The following is a 21436-nucleotide window of genomic DNA, read 5'->3' on the forward strand; positions in this document are numbered from 1 at the left end:
AGTATGGGCTGGTCGGTCCGCCATGGACCGCCGCCCGGGCCCACCCCGCATCCACGCAGGGGCCCGTCATCGCGGGAGGAGCCGCACCCCATGGACCCCACCGCGTACTACTACATGCCTTTGTTCAAGCCAGGCACCTTCGTGCAATGGAACCACCAGCGCGAAACCGTGAGCCACGTGGTGGTGCGCCGCCACGCTCTTATGGTGTATCTGGTGGGGCATGAATCCCCTGTGTACCCTGAAGCGCTGCACCTCGCGCCCACCGCCTTCCGGCTCACGCGCACGCCCGACGCCGACGGTTCGTAAGCGCGTCGCGTCGGCCAAGGGGCTGAAGGTCAGCCCCCAGAGCGCTGTGCCATGGCTTCACCCAGCTGGATGGGGCGCGTGGGTGACCACTGCGGGTTGAATTGCAGCGGCCCTTGTGGGAACAGCATCACCACGGTGGAGCCGAGCAGGAAGCGGCCCATTTCTTCACCCTGCTGCAGACTTACCTGGCCCTTCGCGTAGTCCCACTGCCGCAGCACACCGGTGCGCGGCGGGTTCACCTGCCCGTGCCACACGGTGGCCATGCTGCCCACAATGGTCGCACCCACCAGTACCAGCACAAACGGGCCGTGGGCCGATTCAAAAAAGCACACCACGCGCTCGTTGCGCGCAAACAGGCCGGGCACGCCGCGTGCCGTGGTGGGGTTCACCGAAAACAGGTCGCCCGGCACATGCACCATGCGCGTGAGCTCGCCCGCGCAAGGCATGTGGATGCGGTGGTAGTCGCGCGGGCTCAGGTACAGCGTGGCGAAGTGGCCATTGTCAAAACGGGCTGCGGCGGCCGCATCGCCACCCACCAGGGCGGTGGTGGAGTAGGTGTGCCCCTTGGCCTGGAAAACCTGGTCCTTGGCGATGGGGCCAAACTGGCTGATCGCACCGTCCACAGGGCAGATCAAATCGGCCTGGGCCAGCGGGCGGGCGCCGGGCTTGAGCGCCCGCGTGAAGAAGTCATTGAACGACGTGTAGCTGGCAATGTCGGGGTTGGCCGCCTCGGCCATGTTGACGTTGTAGCGGCCCACAAACCAGCGGATCACCGAGGTAGTGAGGCCGCCCAGCCGGGCCGATGCAAATTTGCCAGCCAAGGTGGTCAGTGCCTGCTTGGGCAGGAGGTATTGCGGCAGAACTGCCAGGCGATCAGACACGGGCGAACCCCTCAAAGACGAAAGCGGACGATTCTATCGGCGGGGCGCTATCGCCCGCACGGGGTCATACCCCGAGGTACTGCTCCAGCAGCAGGGGCTGCGCATGCAAGGCGTCCGAGCTGCCGTCAAACACCACCTGGCCCTTGACCAGGATGACGTTGCGGTCGGTGATCTGGGTGACGTGCTTCCAGTTCTTGTCCACGATCACGCTGCTGATGCCGCTGTCCTTGATGAGGCTGCAGATACGCCAGATCTCGCGTGCGATCAGCGGTGCCAGGCCTTCAGTGGCTTCGTCGAGGATGAGCACGTCGGGGTTGGTCATCAGCGCGCGGCCGATGGTGAGCATCTGCTGCTCGCCGCCGCTGAGCTGCTGGCCGCCGTGGCCCAGGCGTTCCTTCAGGCGCGGGAAGGTCTCCAGCACGCGCTCGTAGGTCCAGTCCCGCTGGCCGCGCGTGCCTGCGCGGGCGGCCATCTGCAGGTTCTCGACCACGCTCAGGTTGCCGAAGATGCCCCGGCCCTCGGGCACGTAGGCGATGCCCAGACGCGCCACCTCGTAGGGCGGTTTGCCGGTCATGTCGCGGCCGGCCACGGCCACGCTGCCCGAGCGGGGCTTGACCAGGCCCATCAGCGACTTGAGCAGGGTGCTCTTGCCCATACCGTTGCGGCCCATGAGGCCGATGGTCTCGCCCTGGCCCACGGTGAAATCAATGCCGTGCAGGATGTGGCTGCTGCCGTAGAAGGTGTGGATGCCCTTGGCATCGATCCATGGAGTGGTCATGTCAGTGGTCCTCCCCCAGGTAGGCGGCCTGCACGGTGGCATCGGCGCGTACCTCGGGCGGTGTGCCATGGGCAATCACCTCGCCATTGACCATCACCGTCAGGCGGTCGGCCAGCGCAAACACGGCATCCATGTCGTGCTCGACCAGCATCATGGCGTGGGCGGGCTTGAGGCGCTGCAGCAGCTCCACCATGCGTTCCGCCTCGGCCACGCCCATGCCAGCCAGGGGCTCGTCGAGCAGCAGCACCTGTGGCTCGGTGGCCAGGGTCATGGCAATTTCGAGCTGGCGCTGCTCGCCGTGGCTCATGGCTCCCGCGATGGCCGTGCGTCGGTCTTTGAGGCCTGACAGCTCGATAGCGCTTTCAAGACGTTCACTGGTTGCTCTGTTTTTGATAGTGTCCGAGCGGGTGTCCTGCCACCAGCGCAACGGGTTCCAGGGTTGCTGCGCATCGCGCGACTGGGCGGCCAGGCGCACGTTTTCGTGTACGGTGAGCGGCAGGAAGATGTTGGTCTTCTGGTAGCTGCGGCCCAGGCCCTGGCGCGAAATGCGTTCAGGCGCCCAGCCGGTCACATTGGTGCCGCCCAGCAGCACCTGGCCCGAGGTGGGGGGCAGGTCGCCCGAGAGCAGGTTGGTCAGCGTGGACTTGCCCGCGCCGTTGGGGCCGATCACCGCGTGGATCTTGCCCCGCCACAGGTCCACCGAGACACCATTGACGGCGGCCAGGCCGCCGAAGCGCTTGGTGACCTTCTGTGCAGACAACAGGACTTCAGCCATGGTGCGATCCTTCCGAGGCCTTGGCTACGCCCGGCTGTGCAAACATGCCCAGCAGCCCGCGCGGTGCTGCTACCACCACCAGAACGATGAAGCCGCCCATCATCAGTTGCCAGTGTTTGCTGATGTCCTTGAACACGTGCAGCAGGTACTCGAACGCAAACGCACCCACGATGGCGCCTGCAAAGTTGCCCATGCCGCCCAGGATGACCATCATGATGGCGTGGGCGCTCATGTGAAAGCCCATGAGTTCAGGATTCACATAGCCGGTCTGCGCGCCCCACAGGTACCCCGCCAGGCCCGCCAGCGCCCCGGCAATGGTGAAGGCGGTGAGCTTGTAGCCCCGCGTGCCAAAGCCCATGGCGCGCATGCGGTGCTCGTTGATGCGGATGCCTGCCAGCGCGCGGCCGAGTGGGCTCCACAGCAGGCGGCGCAGCAGCACATACACCAGCACCACCAGCGCCAGTGTGAAGTAGTAGAAGGTCTTGCGGCCCTCCAGATCGAACGGCAGCCAGCCGAACAGCGCCGCATCAGGCCGGAAGTTGATGTACAGGCCGTCCGATCCCCCCAGCACCTTGTTGTCGAAGAACAGGTAGAACACCATCTGCGCAAAGGCCATGGTGACCATGATGAAGTAGATGCCGTGGGTGCGCACCACAAAGAACCCGATCACCAGAGCCACCAGGCCCGACACAGCCACTGCCAGCGGTAGCGACCACCACAGGCTGACCGGCATGTCCGCTGGGGTGAGAAAGGCGAGGGCGTAGCCCGCCACACCAAAGTACGCCGCGTGGCCCAGCGATACCAGCCCGGTCACGCCTTGCAGCAGATCCAGGCTCATGGCAAAGATGGCCATGATCATCATGCGGGTGACCATTTGCACGTAGAAGTCGCTGCCCACCACGGGGAAAAGCAGCAGCGCAGCCAGCCCCAGTGCCAGGGAAAACTGCACGCTGCGCGGCAGCACTTCGATATTGGCGCGGGGGGTGCTCATGAGTTGCCGCCGGGCCGCCCCAAGGCAGCGAAGGCCCCCTCGGGGGGCAGCGAGATACACGAAGTGACGAGCGTGGGGGGAGTCATTGTTTAAACAGGCCCTCGGGTTTCCACAGCAGCACCGCCGCCATCAGCATGTAGACCAGCATGCCCGCTGCCTGTGGCAGCAGCACCTTGCCAAACGTATCGACAAAGCCCACCAGCAGCGCCGCAATGAGCGCACCGCGTACCGAGCCGATGCCACCGATCACCACCACCACAAAACACATGATGAGCACCGATGAGCCCATGTTGGGATACACGCTGGATACGGGTGCAGCCACCATGCCCGCAACCGCCGCCAGGCCCACACCGAGCGCAAACACGATGGCATGGATCAGCTTGATGTTTACGCCCAGGGACTCGGCCATGTCGCGGTTGAATGCGCCCGCGCGGATCTTCATGCCCAGGCGGGTCTTGGAGATCAGCAGGTACAGCGCCACAGCCAGCGCAATGCACACGCCCGAGATGAACAGCCGGTAGACCGGGTAGGAGAGGGTGTCTGTGAGCGGAATCGACCAGTCCAGTACCTTGGGGATGGGCACGCCATGCACATCGTCGCCCCACAGGATGGAGCGCAGTTCTTCAAAGATGTAAATCAGCCCGAAGGTCAGCAGCACCTGGTCCAGATGGTCGCGGTGGTAGAAGTGGCGGAACAGCAGCCATTCGAGCGCCAGCCCGAAGACCACCGACAGCAGCGCGCCGCCTACGATGGCGAGTGCCAGGCTGCCGAAATGCCCCGACAGCGAATATGCGAGGTAAGCCCCCAGCATATAAAAGCTGCCGTGCGCCAGGTTCACCACGCCCATGATCCCGAAGATCAGCGTGAGCCCGGCCGCCAGCATGAACAGCAGCAGGCCGTATTGCACGCTGTTGAGCAGCTGGATCAGGAACGTCGCGAAATCCATGGAGGGCTGGGTTTGGAGTGCAAAAAATCAACCCGCGCAGAACGAGGCCGGCGGAGGAAGCCCGGCACGCAAGCCGGGCGGTTGGGGCGGAAAATGGGCCGACCGAACGGCTTAGCCCATGCGGCAACCGGCGCCGCTGTCGGCCAGTGCCTTGGCGGCCACGCCAATCACCTTGTTTTCCTTGTTCTCCACCCGGCGCAGGTAGATGTCCTGCACGGGGTTGTGGGACTTGCTCATCGTCCACTTGCCGCGTGGGCTGTCGATGACGGCGCTTTCCATCGCCTTGATGACGGCTGGCTTGGCAGACAGGTCGCCCTTGACCGCGTTGGCGCCCTGCACCAGCAGCAGGCCGGTGTCGTAGCCTTGCACGGCGTACACATCGGGCTGGCTGCGGAAGGCCTTGGCGTATTCCAGGCGGAACTGCTTGTTGCGCGGTGTGTCGAGCGAGTCGCTGTAGTGCATGGTGGTGATGATGCCGTCGGCCGCTGGGCCCGCAGCGTCCAGCACGCCTTCGGTCAGGAAGCCCGAGCCATACAGCGGAATCTTGTCCTTGAGGCCGGCGGCCGCGTAGTCCTTGATGAACTTGGCCGCGCCGCCACCGGCAAAGAAGCAGGCCACGGCATCGGGCTTGAGCGCGGCAATCTCGGTCAGCAGCGCCTGGAATTCGACGTTGGGGAAGGGCAGGCCCAGTTCCTTGACGATGGTGCCACCCGCCTTGGTGTAGCTTTCCTTGAAGCCCTCGAAGGCCTCATCGCCAGCCGCGTACTTCCAGGTGATCCACACGGCCTTCTTGTGGCCCTTTTCGACCATGGCCTTGCCCAGCGCCAATGTGGGCTGGGAATTGCTGAACGAAGTGCGGAACACGTTGGGGGCGCACAGCGCGCGGGTGGCTGCGTGTACGCCTGCGTTGGGGATCAGGTTGAGCACGCCGGTGTCGCGCGCCACTTTCTGGATACCCATTTGCACACCCGAGTGCACGGTACCAATCAGCACATCCACCTTGTCGCGTTGCACCAGCTTGCTGGCGTTTTCCACACCCTTGCTGGGCTCGGACTCGTCATCCACCTTGAACCATTCGATCTCGCGCCCGCCGAGCTTGCCGCCTTGCTGGTCGATGGCCAGGCGCACGCCGTTTTCAATAGCCACGCCCAGCTGGGCAAATGTGCCGGTGTAGGGCAGCATGAACCCCACGCGCACCTTGCCGCTCTGAGCACGCACGATGGAGGGCAGCAGCAGGCCCGTGGATGCTGCGCCAACGAGGGCGGCACTGCGGCTGATGACGAGGCGGCGGGTGGTCATGGGGCTTGTCTCCTTTGTTTAGGCTTAAAGTAATTTACTGCAAGCGTTCGGTGGTGAATACCTATGGGTTACCCGTACCAGGGCTCGTTTCGGGTTTCACGAGCGGGGGGAGCTTCACGGCTTTTTTGTCTTCGCTGCTGAGAGGCCTGACGGATCGGTGCGGCATGGGTGCCAATGTGGATGGTCACTACAGCCCAACGGAAAATTTGAAACATGAATTAAAATGCATGCATTGAATTTTTGTGCAGTATAGAGCGTGTTTTTGGATTGGGGTGGCCGATTTGGGCTTGCGTTCTAGGTAGTTTCCAGCACGGGGCGCAGCAGCGACACCGATCAACGCACAGCAACTCCCCGTCGCACCGAAAACCTCCCGTGCCCCAGCAGCATGGCGCTGCCTGCACAATCGTGGTCTGTTCATCCGGTCCGTCGCATATGGTCAGACGGCCTGGCCGGGCGATAGCGTTGTGGACTGCACCGTAGCCCACCATCCCGCAGTCTGCGCCGAGTTGATGCAGCTTGACGCTGTATCCGCATTTTTATTCTGTATGCCTTCTTCTCCCTCCGACCTGTCACCTTCCGCCCCATCCCGGCCGTCTTGGGCGGCTCGCTTGACCGAATGGCTGCGTCATTTCTGGCCCGCCCCGTTGGGCATTGATGGCAAAGAGCGCCTGAGGTTTGTGGTGGGCGCGGTGATCGGTGTGCTGCTCACGGCATGGCTCAGTCGCTGGTGGGCCCAGGGCAATGGTTCGGGCCCGTGGATGGTGGCTTCGCTGGGCGCCAGTGCCGTGCTGGTGTTCGGCATGCCTTCCAGCCCGCTGGCCCAGCCCTGGCCGGTTTTGGGGGGCAGCACGTTGTCGGCGCTGGTAGGGGCGGTCTGTTCTGCGTTGATTTCAGACAAGGCCTTGGCGGGGGCGGTGGCTGTGGGGCTGGCGATTGCGCTCATGGTGCCTTTGCGTTGTCTGCATCCGCCAGGCGGGGCCATGGCCTTGTACGTGGTGCTCACTTCGGGCGATGGCTGGCACCTCGCCGCGTTTCCGGTGCTCTTCAACGTGGTGCTGCTATTGATTGCCGCTGTGGTCTACAACGGGTTGACGGGCCGCCGCTATCCACACCCTCAGCGCGTCGCGCCGAAGGCGGCAGCGAGCCAGGGGGGCTTCACTGCATCGGACGTGGATGCGGCGCTGGCTCATTACAACCAGGTGCTCGATGTGAGCCGTGCGGACCTGGAAGGCCTGTTGCACCTGGCGGGTCGTGCGGCTTTCCAGCGGACGCTGGGGGAATTGCGCTGCGCGGACATCATGTCGAGCCCGCCGTACGCCGTGGAGGCCGGCGTTTCGCTCAAAGAAGCGTGGGCGCTGATGCGGCTGCAGCAGATCAAGGCACTGCCAGTGGTGGATGCCCAGCGCCACGTCATCGGCATCGTGACGGTGGCGGACTTCATGCGGCTGGCCAATCTGGACACCCACGAGGGGTTGGGGCAGCGCTTGCGCACGCTGGTCATGGGGCGCGGCGGGCAGCCTCAGACTGTGGGCGAGATCATGTCGCACCCGGTGCAGGTGGCGCGTGCGGGGCAGCACGCGATGGATCTGGTCCCCCTGTTTTCGCAGGGCGGCCACCACCACATCCCCATCGTGGATGACGTGGACCACCTCGTGGGCATCATCACCCAGACCGACCTAGTGCGTACGTTGGCCTCCGCAGTGCAGGCGCGATAGCGGGCGGCAGCTGCGGTCCCGATGGACGGGCGCGGCGCCCACGCCACAGAGGGCACCGGCCGTGCCATAGGCAACTTACAGGTTGTCGCGGTACAATTGACAGGCTTTGCGCAGCGCTGACGCCTGTTCATTGACGCCGTCTCACGGCCCTCTGCCTGATCTGCGCCCTGGGTGCAGCGACTCCCACCGCCCGCCATGCACCGTGTGTCGAGTTTCGACAACGCTGCAGCTGCCGTGGTGAATGCAAAAAACCGCTCAGGCGCCGACCACAGAACATTTGCTTTGAAGAGATAGAGAAACACATGGCCAAAGAAGAACTCATTGAAATGCAGGGCTCCGTCACGGAAGTCTTGCCGGACTCGCGCTTTCGCGTCACGCTGGACAACGGTCACCAACTGATCGCCTATACCGGCGGCAAGATGCGCAAGCACCACATCCGCATCCTGGCGGGTGACAAGGTGTCACTCGAAATGTCGCCTTACGACCTCACCAAGGGCCGCATCACCTTCCGCCACCTGGCAGGTCGTGGCCCTGGCCCGTCGTCCAGCCGCTGATCGTTTTTTTCCCGGTCCGTGGCAGACCGGGGAAGGTGTTTGATTTTCTGGTTCGTCTTTTGCCACGTCGCTGCCCTCGGGTGGTACCACTGCCATCTCGTCGCCTTGCCACTTTCTAAAAAAAGTCAAAAAAGCAGGCGTTGAACCCAAAACAGGAGATTTGGCGGGTTAGAATACGAGCTGTCGGAGCGTAGCGCAGCCTGGTAGCGCATCTGCTTTGGGAGCAGAGGGTCGCGAGTTCGAATCCCGCCGCTCCGACCAATGTTTGAAGGCCTTGCAGCACATGCTGCAAGGCCTTTTTTCTTGCTCGCTTCGAGGCATCGCGTCGCAACAAACAGGCTCACTGGCGGCGGATCAAGGCCATGTTCAGCGGGTATGTCGGAAGGCAGGCCGAATCTCCGTACCATTGGCTCCATCGCCCACAAACGCCCTTAGATGCTCATTTGCACCTGACCCTGCCGCGCACAGGTGCTTGCCGCTACCCCCATGACTCTTTCTGTGCATTCCAAAGCCGCTGAGGCTTCCGCATCGCAGCCCCGTGGGCCTGACTCTCTTGCCATGCGTCGTTACGACACCGTCGATGCATTGCGTGGCGTAGCGATGGTGTGGATGACGGTTTTCCACTTCTGTTTTGATCTGAGCCACTTCGGCCTCTGGCCACAGAACTTTCGTGTGGATCCTTTCTGGACCACGCAGCGCAGCATGATCGTGAGCCTGTTCCTGTTCTGTGCAGGGCTGGGGCAGGCCATCGCCTGGCACCAGGGGCAGGGCTGGCGCAGGTTTGGGCGTCGGTGGATGCAGATCGCCGGGTGCGCGTTGCTCGTATCTGCCGGGTCGTTTGTGATGTTTCCAGCCAGCTTCATCTATTTTGGTGTGCTGCACGGCATGGCTGTGATGTTGCTCATCGCTCGCTGTACCGCTGGTTGGGGGCGCTGGCTGTGGCTGGCCGGATTGGTGGCTGTGGCTTTACCGTGGGCTGCGCAGCAGCTTCTGACGGGGGTATGGGCAGATGCCGCGCCCTGGTTCAATGGGCGAGCGCTGAATTGGCTGGGGCTGGTGTCACGCAAGCCGTTCACCGAAGACTATGTGCCCGTGTTGCCGTGGCTCGGTGTGCTCTGGTGGGGGCTCGCGGCAGGCCAATGGGCGGTGCGAGCGCGCAAGGGTTGGCTGCAATGGCGGCTACCCGCCGGGCTCACGCCGCTGGCAACGCTGGGGCGGTGGAGCCTGAGCTACTACATGGCCCACCAGCCGGTGATGATTGGCTTGCTGATGGCCGTGGTGTGGGTGATGGGGCGGACTTGAGCCTTGTGGATCCAGTGGGCACTGTGGCGCAGCCCGAGCCCGTAAAAAAACGCGACCGAGGTCGCGTTTTTTGTTGCCAGAACGGCTGAGTGCCCGTTGGCTTATTCCACCTTGGCCTTGGCGCGCAGGTCTTCCTGGAACTTGGCCAGCTTTTGCTGTTGCAGCTGCTGTGCGACTTGTGGCTTCACCTCTTCGAGCTTGGGCAGCTGGGCCTGGCGCACGTCGTCCAGGCGGATGACGTGCCAGCCAAACTGGCTCTTCACGGGCGTCTCGGTCATCTTGCCCTTTTCGAGCTTGACCAGCGCTTCGGTGAATTCGCTCACGTAGCTCGATGGGTTGGCCCAGTCGAGGTCGCCACCCTTGGCACCGGAGCCTGGGTCCTTGGACTGCTTCTTGGCGATGTCTTCAAACTTCGCACCCTTCTTGATGGACGCGATGATGGCCTTGGCGTCGGCTTCCTTTTCCACCAGGATGTGGCTGGCCTTGTATTCCTTGCCGCTGTTGGCAGCCACGAACTTGTCGTATTCGGCCTGGATTTCAGCGTCCGTGACGGGGTTCGTCTTCTGGAAGTCGGCGAACAGCTCGCGGATCAGGATGGCCTGGCGGGCCAGTTCCAGCTGGGACTTGTAGTCGGCCGAGGTTTCCAGGCCGCGCTTTTGGGCTTCCTGCATGAAGATTTCACGGGCGATGACTTCTTCCTTGATCTGGCCTTCGATGTCGGGCGTCACAGGGCGGCCCGAGCGTTCCACCTGCTGCTTGAGCGCTTCGACACGCTCCTTGGGAACCGCCTTGCCGTTGACGATGGCGACATTCTGGGCGGAAACGGGCAGGGCCAACGTGCCCAGCACGGCAGCGGCCACCAGGCCGGACAGGAGCTGTTTCTTCATGCGAAATCCAAAAAAATAAGGGGTTTGTTTGCCAGCTGAAATCCGGCAGCTATGGATCTGGGGCCGGTTCAGAGAACTTCAATGGCGAGGGCGTGAACGCCTTGGTCAATAAATTCTTGCAGCGCATCATACACAAGGCGGTGTTGGGCCACGCGGGTGCGTCCTGTAAAGAAAGGTGACGCGATCCGTACCCGAAAATGCGTGCCAAATCCGGTGCCGTTGGCGCCTGCGTGGCCCGCGTGGGCCGCGCTTTCGTCCAGCACCTCCAGGTGGCTGGGGGTGAGGCGGTCGGCCAGTGTCTGGTGCATCTGGTCTGCGATGGAGTCCATGGGCTTTGTGCGCTTTCAGGTGGTGGGCTCATCGCCTTTGAGGTGGGGGGCGATATAGATGCCCTGGGCCACCAGGAAGACCAGCGGAAAGACATAGCCCCAGAGCTTGAAGTCCACCCAGGCCTCGGTGCTGAAGTTCATCACCACGTAGGCGTTGATGGCCGACATGAACGCGCAATAGACGATCCAGGCCACGTTCAGGCGCTGCCAGACGGCGTCGGGCAAGTCCAGCTGGCTCCCCAACAGCATCTTGAGAAAGTTCTTCTTGAGCGCCCACAGCGCCACCGCCAGGGCCATCGACATCGCACCGTAGAGCACAGTGGGTTTCCACTTGATGAACCGGTCGTCCTGCAGCACCAGCGTGAGCGTGCCGAACAGCAGGATCAGCACCAGGGTGACCTTGTGCATGGTCTGCAGGCGCCGGTCGATGGCATAGATGATGGCCATCTGCAAGGCCGTGGCCGCCATGAGCACTGCGGTGCCTACGTAGATGCCGTAGAACTTGTAGGCCCCGAAGAACAGCAGGATGGGGAAGAAGTCGATCAGAATTTTCATGGAGTCAGCAAGAAATGCCGGGCTTCAGCGGTCTCCGGACTGGAAGTCCAGCGATGCCGAGTTCATGCAATACCGCAGCCCGGTAGGCGCTGGGCCGTCTTCAAACACATGGCCCAGGTGCGCCCCGCATTGTGCACACACCGTTTCGGTGCGGACCATGCCATGGCTGCGGTCCACGATTTCGGTGATGGCGCCGGGGATGGCTTCGGAAAAGCTGGGCCAGCCGCAGCCCGCATCAAACTTGGTGACGGAGTCGAACAGCTTGGCGCCGCAGCAGATGCAGTGGTAGCTGCCGTCAGCCCAGTGGGCTTCGTACTTGCCGGTGAAGGGGCGCTCGGTGGCGGCATGGCGCGTGACCTGGAAGGCCACGGGTTCGGCGCCTTTTTCGCGCAGCACGGCTTGCCATTCGGCATCTGTCTTCTGGATAGGGTGGGTCATGATGAACAGCTGATCTCGATGGAAGACGCCCAGTCGGGCGGGAAGGCGGCGTAGGCGTCGTGCCCCGGGTGCTCGTCAAACGGGCGCTCCAGCAGCCGCTGCAGGGTTTGGAGTTCGCCAAAGTCGCCAAGTTTCGCCGCACGGATGACCTGTTCGCCCAGGTGGTTGCGCAGCACGAACTTGGGATTGGTTTTGAGCATCAAATCGGCTTGATGCGCTACATCCATATGCCTCGAATGCTCTGAATATAGTAGCAACCATTGGTCACAGCCGGCGCGGTCTGCAAACAGGTCGCGTACGGGCTCCATGTCTTGGGTGCCCACGGCGTGCGACAGGCGGCGCCAGAAGATGGGGTAGTCCACCCCGTTCTGGGCCAGCAGCAGCAAGATGCCGTCGATGAGTGCGCCATCGCCATCGCTGGCCTCTACCAACCCCAGCTTGGCGCGCATTTGGGCCATGAAGGCTTCTGGGAAAACCGTCTTGTAAGACTCCAGCGCCTGCTTGGCCAGGTCCTGGTCCTCGATCAGGGGCAGCAGCGCCTGCGCCAGGCAAAACAGGTTCCAGTACGCCACATTGGGCTGGTGGTTGTAAGCGTAGCGGCCTTGCGAGTCGCTGTGGTTGCACACGTGGCCGGGCACAAAAGCGTCCAGAAACTGGAAGGGCCCGTAGTCAATCGTCAGGCCCAGGATGCTCATGTTGTCGGTGTTCATCACACCGTGGCAAAAGCCCACGGCCTGCCACTGCGCCATGAGGCGCGCGGTGCGCTCGCTCACCGCCTGCAGCAGGGCAGCGTAGGGGTTGCCTGCCAGGCCGGTGCCGTCCCGGCATTCGGGGTAGTAGCGGTCGATGACGTAGTCGGCCAGCGTTTGCAGCGCGGCCTCCTGGCCGTTGGCTGCAAAGTGTTCAAAGTGGCCAAAGCGCACAAAGCTGCGTGCCACGCGGGTGACGACAGCAGCGGTCTCTATCTCCTCGCGGCGCACCGGCCCGGGGGACCCGGTGATGCACAGCGCGCGCGATGTCGGCACACCCAGGCCGTGCATGGCTTCGCTGCACAAAAATTCACGGATGCTGGAGCGCAATACCGCGCGGCCATCGCCCATGCGTGAATAGGGCGTTCGGCCTGCACCCTTGAGCTGAACCTCCCACCCCGAGGCTGTCTCACCGAGCAAGATGGCGCGCCCATCGCCCAGCTGGCCGGCCCAGACGCCAAACTGGTGTCCGCTGTACACGCTGGCCAGGGGGCGCGAACCTGCCAGCAGGCGGTTACCGGTGAAGGCCTGCAGGGCCTCGTCGCTGTGCAGGGCGGCTTCATCCAGCCCCAGCAGTTGCGCCACGGCGGGGCTGGCCCCTACCCAATGGGGCGAGGGCAGAGGGGTGGGGCGCAGTTCGGTGAAAAAGTCGGGGCCCAGCGCGGCAAAGCGGTGGTCCCAGGCGAGGCCGAGGTCGGTGCGGGCGTCGCTGTCGGCGGTCAGGGTCATGGGCTGGATTGTCTCGCAGGCCGGATGTCCCGGCGCCCACAGGGCCATGGCAGGGTGGGCAGGGCCAGCACTGCAACCGTTAGAGCGACGCTGCCGCCGCCAGGAAGGCTGCGCTGGGTGCGGGCTGCCCCAGCTGCTGGCGGTACTGGCCTGGCGGCATGCCGAACCAGCGCTTGCAGGCCCTGAAGAGGTTGCTCTGGTCGCTGAACCCCAGCTGGTCGGCGACCTCGGCCAGGCTGCGGCGTGGGTCGGCCAGGTACTGGCGGGCCAGCTCGCTGCGGGTGTCGTCCAGCAGTTGCTGAAAACTCACCGACTCTGCCTGCAGCCGGCGCTGCAGGGTGCGGTCGGTCAGGTGCAGGCGTGCCGCCACGTCCTCCCGGCGGGGTTCGCCCAGGTGCAGCATGCGCGATATCTCGGTGCGCACCTTGGCGCTGACCAGCGACTGGCCCAGCGGGCCCAGTTGTCCCAGCTCGGTTTCCACCAGTTGTTCGTGCAGCGCCCACAGGCTGGGGTTGTGGGTGGGGATGGGTTGCAGCAGGTCGGCTTCGGCCATCAGAAAGCGGTTCACCGGCTGGCCAAAACGGGGTGGCACGCCGAATGCCGCGCGATGCCGCGTGTCGTCGGCCGGTGCTGGGGTGACCAGCTCCACGGCCAGGGGTGTGAGATCGCGCCGGGTGAGCCAGTCGCACAGCGTCAGCAGGGTGAGCACCGCAAACTCCACCCGCTGTCGGGGTATGGGGCGTGAGGCGCCGATGTGGTTGAGCACCAACCAGTAACCGCGCGGGTCCCGCTCCATCGAGAACGTGGTGGCGTCCGAGATCAGCGCCATGTGCCGGTCCAGGTGTCTGAAGCCTTCGAGAAGGTTGGGCCCCGAGGCGAGTGCATGGCCCACCAAGTCCAGCTTGCCGTAGCGCGCAGCCAGTTGGCGGTCCAGGCCCAGCCCTGGGCGGTCGTAGTGCTGGGCCGCGGTCTCCCACAAGCGGCTGACGCGGTCCACATCCACGCGGGTGTGGGGGTGCTGCAGGCTCTCCAGATCGATGTCGGCCTGCGCGCACAGGGCCTGCACCGGCAGGCCCTCGGCCGCAAACAGCTCGGCAATGCCGCGCACCCAGGCGGCGGAGCTGGTGCGCTGCGGCAGCGGGTTCATGGGCAAGCTCCCGTCTCAGGGTTTACGCGCGGGTGGTGTTCTGAAGTCACTGTTTTGGTGTGGTTGCGATAGTGGTTTGCAGGCCAGGCGTTTCCACAATCGGCGCCGAGGTCGGGCCCAGGCGCGAGTGTGATGCGTTCTGCAGGCCCGCCCCATTCCTGAAAACCCCGAAGGAGACAAACAACATGGCCTATTTTGCAAAGAGCCTGCGCTGGGGCGCAGCCTGTCTCGCCGCCGTGCTGACCACGGCGTGTGGTGGCTCAGGCGGTACTCCGCCCGAACTGCGCGAAACCCGCTACGGCACGGTGCGCGGTACGGACGACAGCGCCACCAGCGGCACCTATGCCTGGAAGGGCGTTCCCTACGCCCAACCCCCCGTGGGGCCCCTGCGCTGGCAGCCGCCTGCAGAGCCCGCCGCCTGGACCGGCGAGCGCAGCGCCACCCGATTTGGCAACGCCTGCCTGCAGATGGGCCGCATTTACGGACCAGGGGCCAACAACCGCTTTGACGACACGATTGGTCAGACGCTGAACACTCCATTGGGCAGCGAAGACTGCCTGACCCTCAACATCTGGCGCCCGGCCACCGCGCAGGACAACCTGCCGGTGCTGGTCTTCATCCACGGCGGCAGTGCCATCTCGGGCTACACCGCTGACCCGGTGTACGACGGCGCGGCGCTGGCCAAGTCAGCCAATGCCGTCGTGGTCACGGCCAACTACCGGCTTGATGTGCTGGGGTATCTGCAGTTGCCCGCGCTGCATGCGGGCAACAACGGCAGTGGAGGCAACGCGGGCGGCAGTGCCTACACCGGCAACTATGCGTTGCTGGACGTGGTGCAGGCGCTGCGGTTCGTGCAGGGCAACATCGCCCGGTTTGGTGGCAATGCAGGCAATGTCACGTTGATGGGGCAGTCGGCGGGGGCCATCAATGCCTTGGCGCTGCTGACGGCGCCGCAGGCCAGCGGTCTGTTCCACAAACTGGTGCCGATCAGCGGGGGGGTCTCCCTGGCAACCAACTTGTCCGCCGGGTCCATTCCCACACTCAACCCGGTCTCTCGCTATGCCACACAGGCCAGCCAGCTGCTCGCGCATCTGGCCGTGGCCGATGGCCTGGCGCCCGCTTTGCCAGAAGCACAGACCCTGGTGGCCGGCTGGACCCCGGCGCAGGTGGCCAGCTACCTGCGCGGCAAGGATGCGCGGGTCATCCTGCAGACGGTGCTGGCGAAGGGGCTGACAGGCTCCGGCCCCATCCCGGACGGTGTGGTGGTGCCGGCCGATCCGATTGCCGAGATCGGAGCGGGGCGTTATCAGAAGGTGCCTGTGCTGTCCGGCTACACGGCCGAGGAGGGCAAGCTGTTTGCCCCCTTCCTGGTGCTGCTGGGCGGCAAGCCCGGCATGAAGATCAGCGATGCCGACCGCTTTGCGATGATGCAGCGCTTTGACCCCGATGCGCCCACCTCCCTGACTGCGGCGGACATTCTGGATGCGTCCTACCTGCCGGTGACAGCCCCGGGCTCGGGCTACAACGCACGCACTCAGCTGCTGGGCAATGTGTTTATTGGCGCCAGCCGCGACAACCTGCTGAACGCCCTGCGCAGCCAGCAGAGCAATGTGTGGAACTACCAGTTCAACTGGGCCCAGCAGCCCGCGCCGTGGAACGATGTGTACGGCGCGGCCCATGCGTTCGACCTGCCGTTTGTGTTTGGCAACTTCGGTCCCTCGGTGTTTGCGAAGGCGACCAACAGCACCGCCAACCAGCCGGGGCGCCTGGCCCTGTCGCGGGCCATGATGGACAGCCTGCGGGCGTTTGTGCACACCGGTGATCCCAACAACGCCACGCTGGGCCAGACCTGGCAGCCCTGGCCCCGCAAATTCATCTTTGATGCGGACCAGAAGGCGGCACGCCTGAGCGTGCAATGACCCTTGCGCTGCCGATGTTGAACAGCCCTTGGCCCGATGCGAGTGGTCAGTGCGCGGCCGTGGCGGCGAGGTATGCGTTCAGCGCCTCGTCGTCCACGATGGCCACCCGCCCGAAGTCCAGCGACACGATGCCCATGCCCTCCAGCGAGCGCAGCACCTTGTTCACGGTCTGCCGCGACAAGCCCACCAGTTGCCCCAGCTCCTCCTGCGTGAGGTTGAGCCGCCGCGTGCTGCGCCAGAACAGGCGGCTGAGGTACAGCGCCACGCGGTGCTCGGTGGACTGGGTGCGCCCGGCTTCGATGATGGTCATGGCCTGGCCCAGCCGCATGTTCAGGTGCAGCACCAGGAACTGGTTGAACGCCAGACTTGTCTCGCGCAGCGTGGCAAACAGCGGCAGTGGCAGGCACAGCAGGGTGGTGGGGCGCAGCGCCACCACGTGGTACCGGCGGGGCTCCGGCTTCATGGCTGAGCCTTCGCCAAACCATTCGCCATCGGGCACTCCGATGAAGGCAGACGACCGGCCCTTGCTGGTGGGGCTCTGCAGCATCACCAGACCCGACAGAACGGCATGCCAGCCCTGCACGGCGCTGCCGGCGGGCATCATTACCGCGCCCTTGTCGGCCTGCTCGGCAAACACCTCTTCGCGCAGCCGCTCCTGCATGGCGGCAGGCAGGCCCGCGAACCATGGCTGGGCGGCGATGAAGCGTTGGGCAGAAGGTGCAGCGCAGAGCATGGGCCTGATTGTCGCTGCAGCGGTGCCTGCGGTTCAGGGTATTCCCTTGCCCTTTGTCAGTGGGACGACAAGTGTTGGCAGCCATGCCTGTCGGGCGCACACTTCGCAGCGGTTCACGGGGTCCGGCGATGGTGCAGCCATGCCGCCTCCGATGCCACGCCAGCGCGGTGGTGCGGCGTGCGTGGGTTCATCCCAGTGGCGTGCGGGGGCACGACGCGGGCGACACCCGGATGCCGGTACGCGCGCTACGATGACCGTTCCATTCACTACAACATCCAAGGAGTATTCATGCTGGGCTTGATGCAGAGTCAACCGTTGCTGATTTCGTCGCTGATCGAATTCGCAGAGCGCCACCACGGCGACGCCGAAATCGTGTCCCGACGGGTGGAGGGGGACATCCATCGCTACACGTACCGCGACCTCGCCGCACGTGCCCGCCGCCTGGCCAATGCGCTGGATGACCTGAAGCTCCAGTTCAGCGACCGGGTGGCCACGCTGGCCTGGAACGGCTATCGCCACATGGAGATGTATTTCGGCGTGAGCGGATCGGGCCGCGTGCTCCACACCGTCAATCCGCGCCTGCACCCCGACCAGATCGCCTGGATCATCAACCACGCGGAAGACCAGGTGCTGTGCTTTGACACTACCTTCCTGCCCCTCGTGCAGGCGGTACATGCCAAGTGCCCCACCGTCAAGAAATGGGTCGCCCTGTGCGACGCCGACAAGCTGCCTGCCGACACAGGTATTCCCGGCCTGACCAGCTACGAAGCCTGGATTGGCGCGTACTCGGCCGACTACGCTTGGCCCGAGTTTGACGAGAACTCCGCATCCAGCATGTGCTACACCAGCGGCACCACGGGCAACCCCAAGGCCGCGCTGTACAGCCACCGTTCCACCACGCTGCACGCCTACGCTGCGGCGTTGCCCGACGTCATGTGCCTGTCGGCCCGCGACTCGGTGCTGCCGGTGGTGCCCATGTTCCACGTCAATGCCTGGGGCATTCCGTACTCGGCCGCGCTCACGGGCTGCAAGCTGGTGTTCCCCGGCCCGGCGATGGACGGCAAGTCCATCTACGAACTCATCGAAGCGGAGAAGGTGAGCTATGCCGCAGGCGTGCCCACCGTGTGGCAGATGATGCTGGGTCACATGAAGCCTGCAGGCCTCAAGTTCTCCACGCTGCGCCGCACGGTCATCGGCGGCTCGGCCTGCCCGCCCGCCATGATCCACGCGTTCAAGGAAGACTACGGCGTGGAGGTGCTGCACGCCTGGGGCATGACCGAGATGAGCCCGCTGGGCACGCTGTGCACGCTCAAGAACAAGCACCTCGCCATGTCCAAGGACGAGCAGATGAAGATCTTGCAAAAGCAGGGCCGTGCGATCTATGGCGTGGACATGAAGATCGTGGGCGGCGACGGCAACGAGCTGCCCTGGGACGGAAAGACCTACGGCGACCTGCTGGTCAAGGGCCCCTGGATTGTGGGCAGCTACTTCAAGGGCGAGGGCGGCGACCCGCTGGTGCGCGACGCGCAGGGCCGGGGCTGGTTCCCCACCGGTGACGTTGCCACCATCGACGCCGACGGCTTCATGCAGATCACGGACCGCAGCAAGGACGTGATCAAGTCCGGCGGCGAATGGATCAGCTCCATCGACATCGAGAACATCGCCATGGCCCATCCCGCCATTGCCATGGCAGCGTGTGTGGGTATGCCGCACCCCAAGTGGGACGAACGCCCCATCGTGGCCGTGGTCAAGCGCCCCGGTGCGGAGGTCACGCGCGAAGAGCTGCTGGCCTTCTACGAAGGCAAAACGGCCAAGTGGCAGATCCCCGATGACGTGGTGTTTGTCGATGCCATTCCGCTGGGTGCCACCGGCAAGATGCTCAAGACCAAGCTGCGTGAGCAGCTCAAGGATTACAAGCTTCCCGGCCTGTGATCAGGGTGGGGCAATGCATGTGTGCGCATCGTTTGCGAACGCCATTTTTTGCACTGCCCCAGGCTGGTGCGCGCTCGGGGGAGCGCTGCGCCAGTCACGTGTGCGACGCTGGTAGGGGCAATCCCTGAGCATCGCTTTGTTGCAACGCGGTACGCTGCGTTGTGTCGATTTACAAGGAGACAAAAGCATGAAGTTCGCTATTAAGGCTGTAGCAGCCTCGGTAATCTTGGCAAGCGCTGGCGGGGCCTTCGCTCAAAAGGGCGAGACGGTCAAAATCGCCTGGCTCGACCCCCTGTCTGGCTTGATGGCAGCCGTGGGAACGAACCAGCTCAAGAGCTTCCAGTTCATCGCTGAAGAGTTCAACAAGAAGAACCCTGCCGGCGTCAAATTTGAAATCATCGGCATCGACAACAAACTGAGCCCACAGGAAACCACCAGCGCACTGCGCTCGGCCATGGACCAGGGTGCGCGCTACGTGGTGCAGGGCAATGGCTCTGGTCCCGCACTGGCCATCATGGACGCGCTCGAAAAGCACAACGCGCGCAATCCCGGCAAGGAAGTTCTCTTCCTGAACTACGCCGCTGTGGACCCAGACCTCACCAACAGCAAGTGCAGCTACTGGCACTTCCGTCTGGACGCAGACACCTCCATGAAGATGGAAGCGCTGACGACCTACATGAAGGACCTGCCAGAGGTCAAGAAGGTCTACCTGATCAACCAGAATTACTCGCACGGCCACCAGGTCTCCAAGTTCGCCAAGGAGATGATGCAGCGCAAGCGCCCCGACGTGCAGTTCGTGGGTGACGACCTGCACCCTCTGGCCCAGGTGCGTGACTTCTCGCCCTACATCGCCAAGATCAAGGCATCGGGCGCTGACAGCGTGATCACCGGCAACTGGGGCTCTGACCTGGCGCTGCTGATCAAGGCCGCGAACGACGCGGGCCTGAACAACGTCAACTTCTACACCTACTACGGCTCCGTCACTGGCAGCCCGACCGCCATGGGCGCTGCTGCCGCAGGCCGTGTGTACATGGTGGCTTACGCCCACATGAACCTGCCTGGTCCGCTGAACCAGATCGTGGTGGACTACAAGAAGAAGTTTAACGACGACATGTACACCGGTGCCGTGTACCACGCCTTCACCATGCTGTCCGAAGGCTTCGTGAAGGCCAAGTCCACCGACCCCGTCAAGGTGGCTGCAGCGTTCGAAGGCATGAAGTTCAAGAGCTTCAACGGTGAAGTCGAAATGCGCAAGACCGACCACCAGCTGCAGCAGGGCCTGTTCATTTCCAAGTGGGAAAAAGCCGGCGGCAAGTACCCCATCGACTCGGAAAACACCGGCTACACCTTCGTGCCACTGAAGTACTACGAACCCTACGTGGCCAGCACGCCCACGTCGTGCCAGATGAAGCGCCCCTGATGTGGCGCTGGCGCTGGGACCTTGTTCCCAGCCGTCAGAACTTCGAGGCCCGACGTACTCGGGCCTTTTTTTTCCCTCCGTGATGAAAAATTCCAATGAATCCTGAGTTTTTCGTGATCTCTTTGCTGAACGGCGTGAGCTACGGGCTCCTGCTTTTCATGCTGAGTTCTGGCCTCACGCTGATCTTCAGCATGATGGGCGTGCTCAACTTCGCACACACCAGCTTCTACATGCTGGGTGCCTATTTCGCGTTCACCATCTCCGGGGTGGTGGGCTTCTGGCCAGCGCTGGTGCTGGCTCCGCTGCTGGTGTTTGTGCTGGGCGCGGCATTTGAGCGCTATGCCTTGCGCCGGGTGCACAAGTTCGGCCATGTGCCCGAGCTGCTGGTCACGTTCGGCCTGTCGTACCTGATCCTGGAAGTCGTGCAGCTGGTCTGGGGCCGCTCCACGGTGCCTTACGGCCTGCCCGAGCAACTGCAGGGGCCGTTGTTCTCGCTGTACGGCACGCAGTTTCCCAAGTCGCGTTCGTTTGTGATGCTGGTGGCGCTCTTGATGCTGCTGTCGGTGTGGCTGCTGCTCACCCGCACCCGCATCGGGCTGGTGATCCAGGCGGCCCTCAAGTACCCCGAGATGGTGGAAGCGCTGGGCCACAACGTGCCGCGCGTTTTCATGCTGGTGTTTGGCGGCGGTGCCGCGCTGGCGGGCCTGGCAGGCGTGATCGGCGGCAACACCTATGTCACCGAGCCTGCGATGGCTGCATCCGTGGGCTCCATCATCTTCGTGGTGGTGGTGGTCGGCGGCATGGGATCGCTGGCCGGAGCCTTCATTGCCTCGCTGCTGATCGGCGTGGTACAGACCTTTGCCGTGGCGCTGGACTACTCGCTGATCCACGTCTTCAAGGCAGTGGGTGTGGCTGTGACCGACCAGACCTTCGGCTACCCCTTGCTCAAGCTCACGATTTCCCAGGTGGCGCCCATCCTGCCGTACCTGTTCCTCGTGCTGATCCTGATCTTCCGCCCCAAGGGCCTGTTGGGCACGCGGGAGGACTGAAG

Annotated in this window: 21 protein-coding genes and 1 tRNA gene; 9 read left to right on the forward strand and 13 right to left on the reverse strand. The window is 63.9% G+C overall.

Annotated features, from left to right (window positions below; genetic code table 11):
* Positions 1 to 90 precede the first annotated feature (90 nt).
* Positions 91 to 306: a hypothetical protein gene (locus tag DNK89_RS00540; protein ID WP_015014410.1), complete on the forward strand. Its 216-nt coding sequence runs from the start codon at positions 91 to 93 to the stop codon at positions 304 to 306.
* Between the two features lie 29 nt (positions 307 to 335).
* Here DNK89_RS00540 and asd read toward each other — a convergent pair whose 3' ends face one another.
* The 6 genes from asd to DNK89_RS00570 form a co-directional block, all read right to left on the reverse strand.
* Complete coding sequence (gene asd, locus DNK89_RS00545) at positions 336 to 1187, reverse strand: archaetidylserine decarboxylase (RefSeq protein ID WP_015014409.1); 852 nt, start codon at positions 1185 to 1187, stop codon at positions 336 to 338.
* Between the two features lie 64 nt (positions 1188 to 1251).
* Positions 1252 to 1965 (reverse strand): ABC transporter ATP-binding protein, encoded by a 714-nt coding sequence (locus DNK89_RS00550; RefSeq protein WP_015014408.1) that lies wholly within the window; start codon positions 1963 to 1965, stop codon positions 1252 to 1254.
* A 1-nt stretch (position 1966) separates the two neighbouring features.
* A complete protein-coding gene (locus DNK89_RS00555) occupies positions 1967 to 2740 on the reverse strand; it encodes an ABC transporter ATP-binding protein (protein WP_110958486.1) in 774 nt (257 codons plus the stop codon).
* A complete protein-coding gene (locus DNK89_RS00560) occupies positions 2733 to 3731 on the reverse strand; it encodes a branched-chain amino acid ABC transporter permease (protein ID WP_110958487.1) in 999 nt (332 codons plus the stop codon). Before DNK89_RS00560 ends, DNK89_RS00555 begins: the two co-directional genes overlap by 8 nt.
* Positions 3732 to 3813: 82 nt before the next feature.
* A complete protein-coding gene (locus DNK89_RS00565) occupies positions 3814 to 4677 on the reverse strand; it encodes a branched-chain amino acid ABC transporter permease (protein WP_015014405.1) in 864 nt (287 codons plus the stop codon).
* 111 nt (positions 4678 to 4788) lie between these two features.
* Positions 4789 to 5976 (reverse strand): ABC transporter substrate-binding protein, encoded by a 1188-nt coding sequence (locus tag DNK89_RS00570; protein WP_015014404.1) that lies wholly within the window; start codon positions 5974 to 5976, stop codon positions 4789 to 4791.
* A gap of 545 nt (positions 5977 to 6521) precedes the next feature.
* On the opposite strand from DNK89_RS00570, the gene DNK89_RS00575 reads away from it, so the two are divergent.
* The 4 genes from DNK89_RS00575 (at position 6522) to DNK89_RS00590 (ending at position 9547) form a co-directional block, all read left to right on the forward strand.
* Positions 6522 to 7691 (forward strand): HPP family protein, encoded by a 1170-nt coding sequence (locus DNK89_RS00575; protein WP_238990647.1) that lies wholly within the window; start codon positions 6522 to 6524, stop codon positions 7689 to 7691.
* A 302-nt stretch (positions 7692 to 7993) separates the two neighbouring features.
* Positions 7994 to 8245, forward strand: a complete 252-nt coding sequence (gene infA, locus DNK89_RS00580) for a translation initiation factor IF-1 (protein ID WP_015014402.1) — start codon at positions 7994 to 7996, stop codon at positions 8243 to 8245.
* Positions 8246 to 8429: 184 nt separating this feature from the next.
* Positions 8430 to 8506, forward strand: a tRNA-Pro gene (locus tag DNK89_RS00585).
* Positions 8507 to 8803: 297 nt separating this feature from the next.
* Positions 8804 to 9547, forward strand: a complete 744-nt coding sequence (locus DNK89_RS00590) for a DUF1624 domain-containing protein (RefSeq protein WP_110958488.1) — start codon at positions 8804 to 8806, stop codon at positions 9545 to 9547.
* A gap of 101 nt (positions 9548 to 9648) precedes the next feature.
* Here DNK89_RS00590 and DNK89_RS00595 read toward each other — a convergent pair whose 3' ends face one another.
* The 6 genes from DNK89_RS00595 to DNK89_RS00620 form a co-directional block, all read right to left on the reverse strand.
* Positions 9649 to 10434, reverse strand: a complete 786-nt coding sequence (locus DNK89_RS00595; protein ID WP_110958489.1) for a peptidylprolyl isomerase — start codon at positions 10432 to 10434, stop codon at positions 9649 to 9651.
* Positions 10435 to 10502: 68 nt separating this feature from the next.
* Positions 10503 to 10763 (reverse strand): BolA family transcriptional regulator, encoded by a 261-nt coding sequence (locus tag DNK89_RS00600; protein ID WP_110958490.1) that lies wholly within the window; start codon positions 10761 to 10763, stop codon positions 10503 to 10505.
* A 15-nt stretch (positions 10764 to 10778) separates the two neighbouring features.
* Complete coding sequence (locus tag DNK89_RS00605) at positions 10779 to 11318, reverse strand: septation protein A (protein WP_110958491.1); 540 nt, start codon at positions 11316 to 11318, stop codon at positions 10779 to 10781.
* A gap of 24 nt (positions 11319 to 11342) precedes the next feature.
* The gene (msrB, locus tag DNK89_RS00610; RefSeq protein WP_110958492.1) at positions 11343 to 11756 is read right to left on the reverse strand and encodes a peptide-methionine (R)-S-oxide reductase MsrB; all 414 of its coding nucleotides are present in this window, start codon (positions 11754 to 11756) and stop codon (positions 11343 to 11345) included.
* A complete protein-coding gene (locus tag DNK89_RS00615; RefSeq protein ID WP_110958493.1) occupies positions 11753 to 13234 on the reverse strand; it encodes a YdiU family protein in 1482 nt (493 codons plus the stop codon). Before DNK89_RS00615 ends, msrB begins: the two co-directional genes overlap by 4 nt.
* A 79-nt stretch (positions 13235 to 13313) precedes the next feature.
* Positions 13314 to 14381: an AraC family transcriptional regulator gene (locus tag DNK89_RS00620; RefSeq protein WP_110958494.1), complete on the reverse strand. Its 1068-nt coding sequence runs from the start codon at positions 14379 to 14381 to the stop codon at positions 13314 to 13316.
* 185 nt (positions 14382 to 14566) lie between these two features.
* Between DNK89_RS00620 and DNK89_RS00625 the strand changes: the two genes are divergently transcribed.
* Entirely contained in the window at positions 14567 to 16300 is a 1734-nt protein-coding gene (locus DNK89_RS00625) for a carboxylesterase/lipase family protein (RefSeq protein WP_110958495.1), read from the forward strand.
* Positions 16301 to 16346: 46 nt separating this feature from the next.
* On the opposite strand, the gene DNK89_RS00630 is transcribed toward DNK89_RS00625, so the two are convergent.
* Positions 16347 to 17033 carry a Crp/Fnr family transcriptional regulator gene (locus tag DNK89_RS00630; RefSeq protein ID WP_110958496.1) on the reverse strand — a complete coding sequence of 229 codons (687 nt, stop codon included), beginning with the start codon at positions 17031 to 17033 and terminating at the stop codon, positions 16347 to 16349.
* A 288-nt stretch (positions 17034 to 17321) separates the two neighbouring features.
* Between DNK89_RS00630 and DNK89_RS00635 the strand changes: the two genes are divergently transcribed.
* From DNK89_RS00635 to DNK89_RS00645, 3 genes are all read left to right on the forward strand, one after another.
* Entirely contained in the window at positions 17322 to 18965 is a 1644-nt protein-coding gene (locus DNK89_RS00635; protein ID WP_110958497.1) for a 3-(methylthio)propionyl-CoA ligase, read from the forward strand.
* Between the two features lie 187 nt (positions 18966 to 19152).
* Entirely contained in the window at positions 19153 to 20385 is a 1233-nt protein-coding gene (locus DNK89_RS00640) for a branched-chain amino acid ABC transporter substrate-binding protein (RefSeq protein ID WP_060987411.1), read from the forward strand.
* A 95-nt stretch (positions 20386 to 20480) separates the two neighbouring features.
* Positions 20481 to 21434, forward strand: a complete 954-nt coding sequence (locus DNK89_RS00645; protein ID WP_015014390.1) for a branched-chain amino acid ABC transporter permease — start codon at positions 20481 to 20483, stop codon at positions 21432 to 21434.
* Positions 21435 to 21436: the final 2 nt, after the last annotated feature.

This window comes from Acidovorax sp. ST3 (assembly GCF_003231145.1).
Classification (GTDB): Bacteria; Pseudomonadota; Gammaproteobacteria; order Burkholderiales; family Burkholderiaceae_C; genus Acidovorax.

What these genes read in the sequence shown, in the direction of transcription:
- DNK89_RS00565 (WP_015014405.1), bottom strand. Translation starts at nt 4,677, where the DNA reads ATGGATTTCGCGACGTTCCTGATCCAGCTGCTCAACAGCGTGCAATAC.
- DNK89_RS00640 (WP_060987411.1), top strand. Translation starts at nt 19,153, where the DNA reads ATGAAGTTCGCTATTAAGGCTGTAGCAGCCTCGGTAATCTTGGCAAGC.
- DNK89_RS00595 (WP_110958489.1), bottom strand. Translation starts at nt 10,434, where the DNA reads ATGAAGAAACAGCTCCTGTCCGGCCTGGTGGCCGCTGCCGTGCTGGGC.
- DNK89_RS00590 (WP_110958488.1), top strand. Translation starts at nt 8,804, where the DNA reads ATGCGTCGTTACGACACCGTCGATGCATTGCGTGGCGTAGCGATGGTG.
- DNK89_RS00645 (WP_015014390.1), top strand. Translation starts at nt 20,481, where the DNA reads ATGAATCCTGAGTTTTTCGTGATCTCTTTGCTGAACGGCGTGAGCTAC.
- DNK89_RS00540 (WP_015014410.1), top strand. Translation starts at nt 91, where the DNA reads ATGGACCCCACCGCGTACTACTACATGCCTTTGTTCAAGCCAGGCACC.
- DNK89_RS00600 (WP_110958490.1), bottom strand. Translation starts at nt 10,763, where the DNA reads ATGGACTCCATCGCAGACCAGATGCACCAGACACTGGCCGACCGCCTC.
- DNK89_RS00560 (WP_110958487.1), bottom strand. Translation starts at nt 3,731, where the DNA reads ATGAGCACCCCCCGCGCCAATATCGAAGTGCTGCCGCGCAGCGTGCAG.
- DNK89_RS00570 (WP_015014404.1), bottom strand. Translation starts at nt 5,976, where the DNA reads ATGACCACCCGCCGCCTCGTCATCAGCCGCAGTGCCGCCCTCGTTGGC.
- DNK89_RS00555 (WP_110958486.1), bottom strand. Translation starts at nt 2,740, where the DNA reads ATGGCTGAAGTCCTGTTGTCTGCACAGAAGGTCACCAAGCGCTTCGGC.
- DNK89_RS00615 (WP_110958493.1), bottom strand. Translation starts at nt 13,234, where the DNA reads ATGACCCTGACCGCCGACAGCGACGCCCGCACCGACCTCGGCCTCGCC.
- DNK89_RS00625 (WP_110958495.1), top strand. Translation starts at nt 14,567, where the DNA reads ATGGCCTATTTTGCAAAGAGCCTGCGCTGGGGCGCAGCCTGTCTCGCC.
- DNK89_RS00605 (WP_110958491.1), bottom strand. Translation starts at nt 11,318, where the DNA reads ATGAAAATTCTGATCGACTTCTTCCCCATCCTGCTGTTCTTCGGGGCC.
- DNK89_RS00575 (WP_238990647.1), top strand. Translation starts at nt 6,522, where the DNA reads ATGCCTTCTTCTCCCTCCGACCTGTCACCTTCCGCCCCATCCCGGCCG.
- DNK89_RS00620 (WP_110958494.1), bottom strand. Translation starts at nt 14,381, where the DNA reads ATGAACCCGCTGCCGCAGCGCACCAGCTCCGCCGCCTGGGTGCGCGGC.
- DNK89_RS00550 (WP_015014408.1), bottom strand. Translation starts at nt 1,965, where the DNA reads ATGACCACTCCATGGATCGATGCCAAGGGCATCCACACCTTCTACGGC.
- infA (WP_015014402.1), top strand. Translation starts at nt 7,994, where the DNA reads ATGGCCAAAGAAGAACTCATTGAAATGCAGGGCTCCGTCACGGAAGTC.
- DNK89_RS00635 (WP_110958497.1), top strand. Translation starts at nt 17,322, where the DNA reads ATGCTGGGCTTGATGCAGAGTCAACCGTTGCTGATTTCGTCGCTGATC.
- DNK89_RS00630 (WP_110958496.1), bottom strand. Translation starts at nt 17,033, where the DNA reads ATGCTCTGCGCTGCACCTTCTGCCCAACGCTTCATCGCCGCCCAGCCA.
- msrB (WP_110958492.1), bottom strand. Translation starts at nt 11,756, where the DNA reads ATGACCCACCCTATCCAGAAGACAGATGCCGAATGGCAAGCCGTGCTG.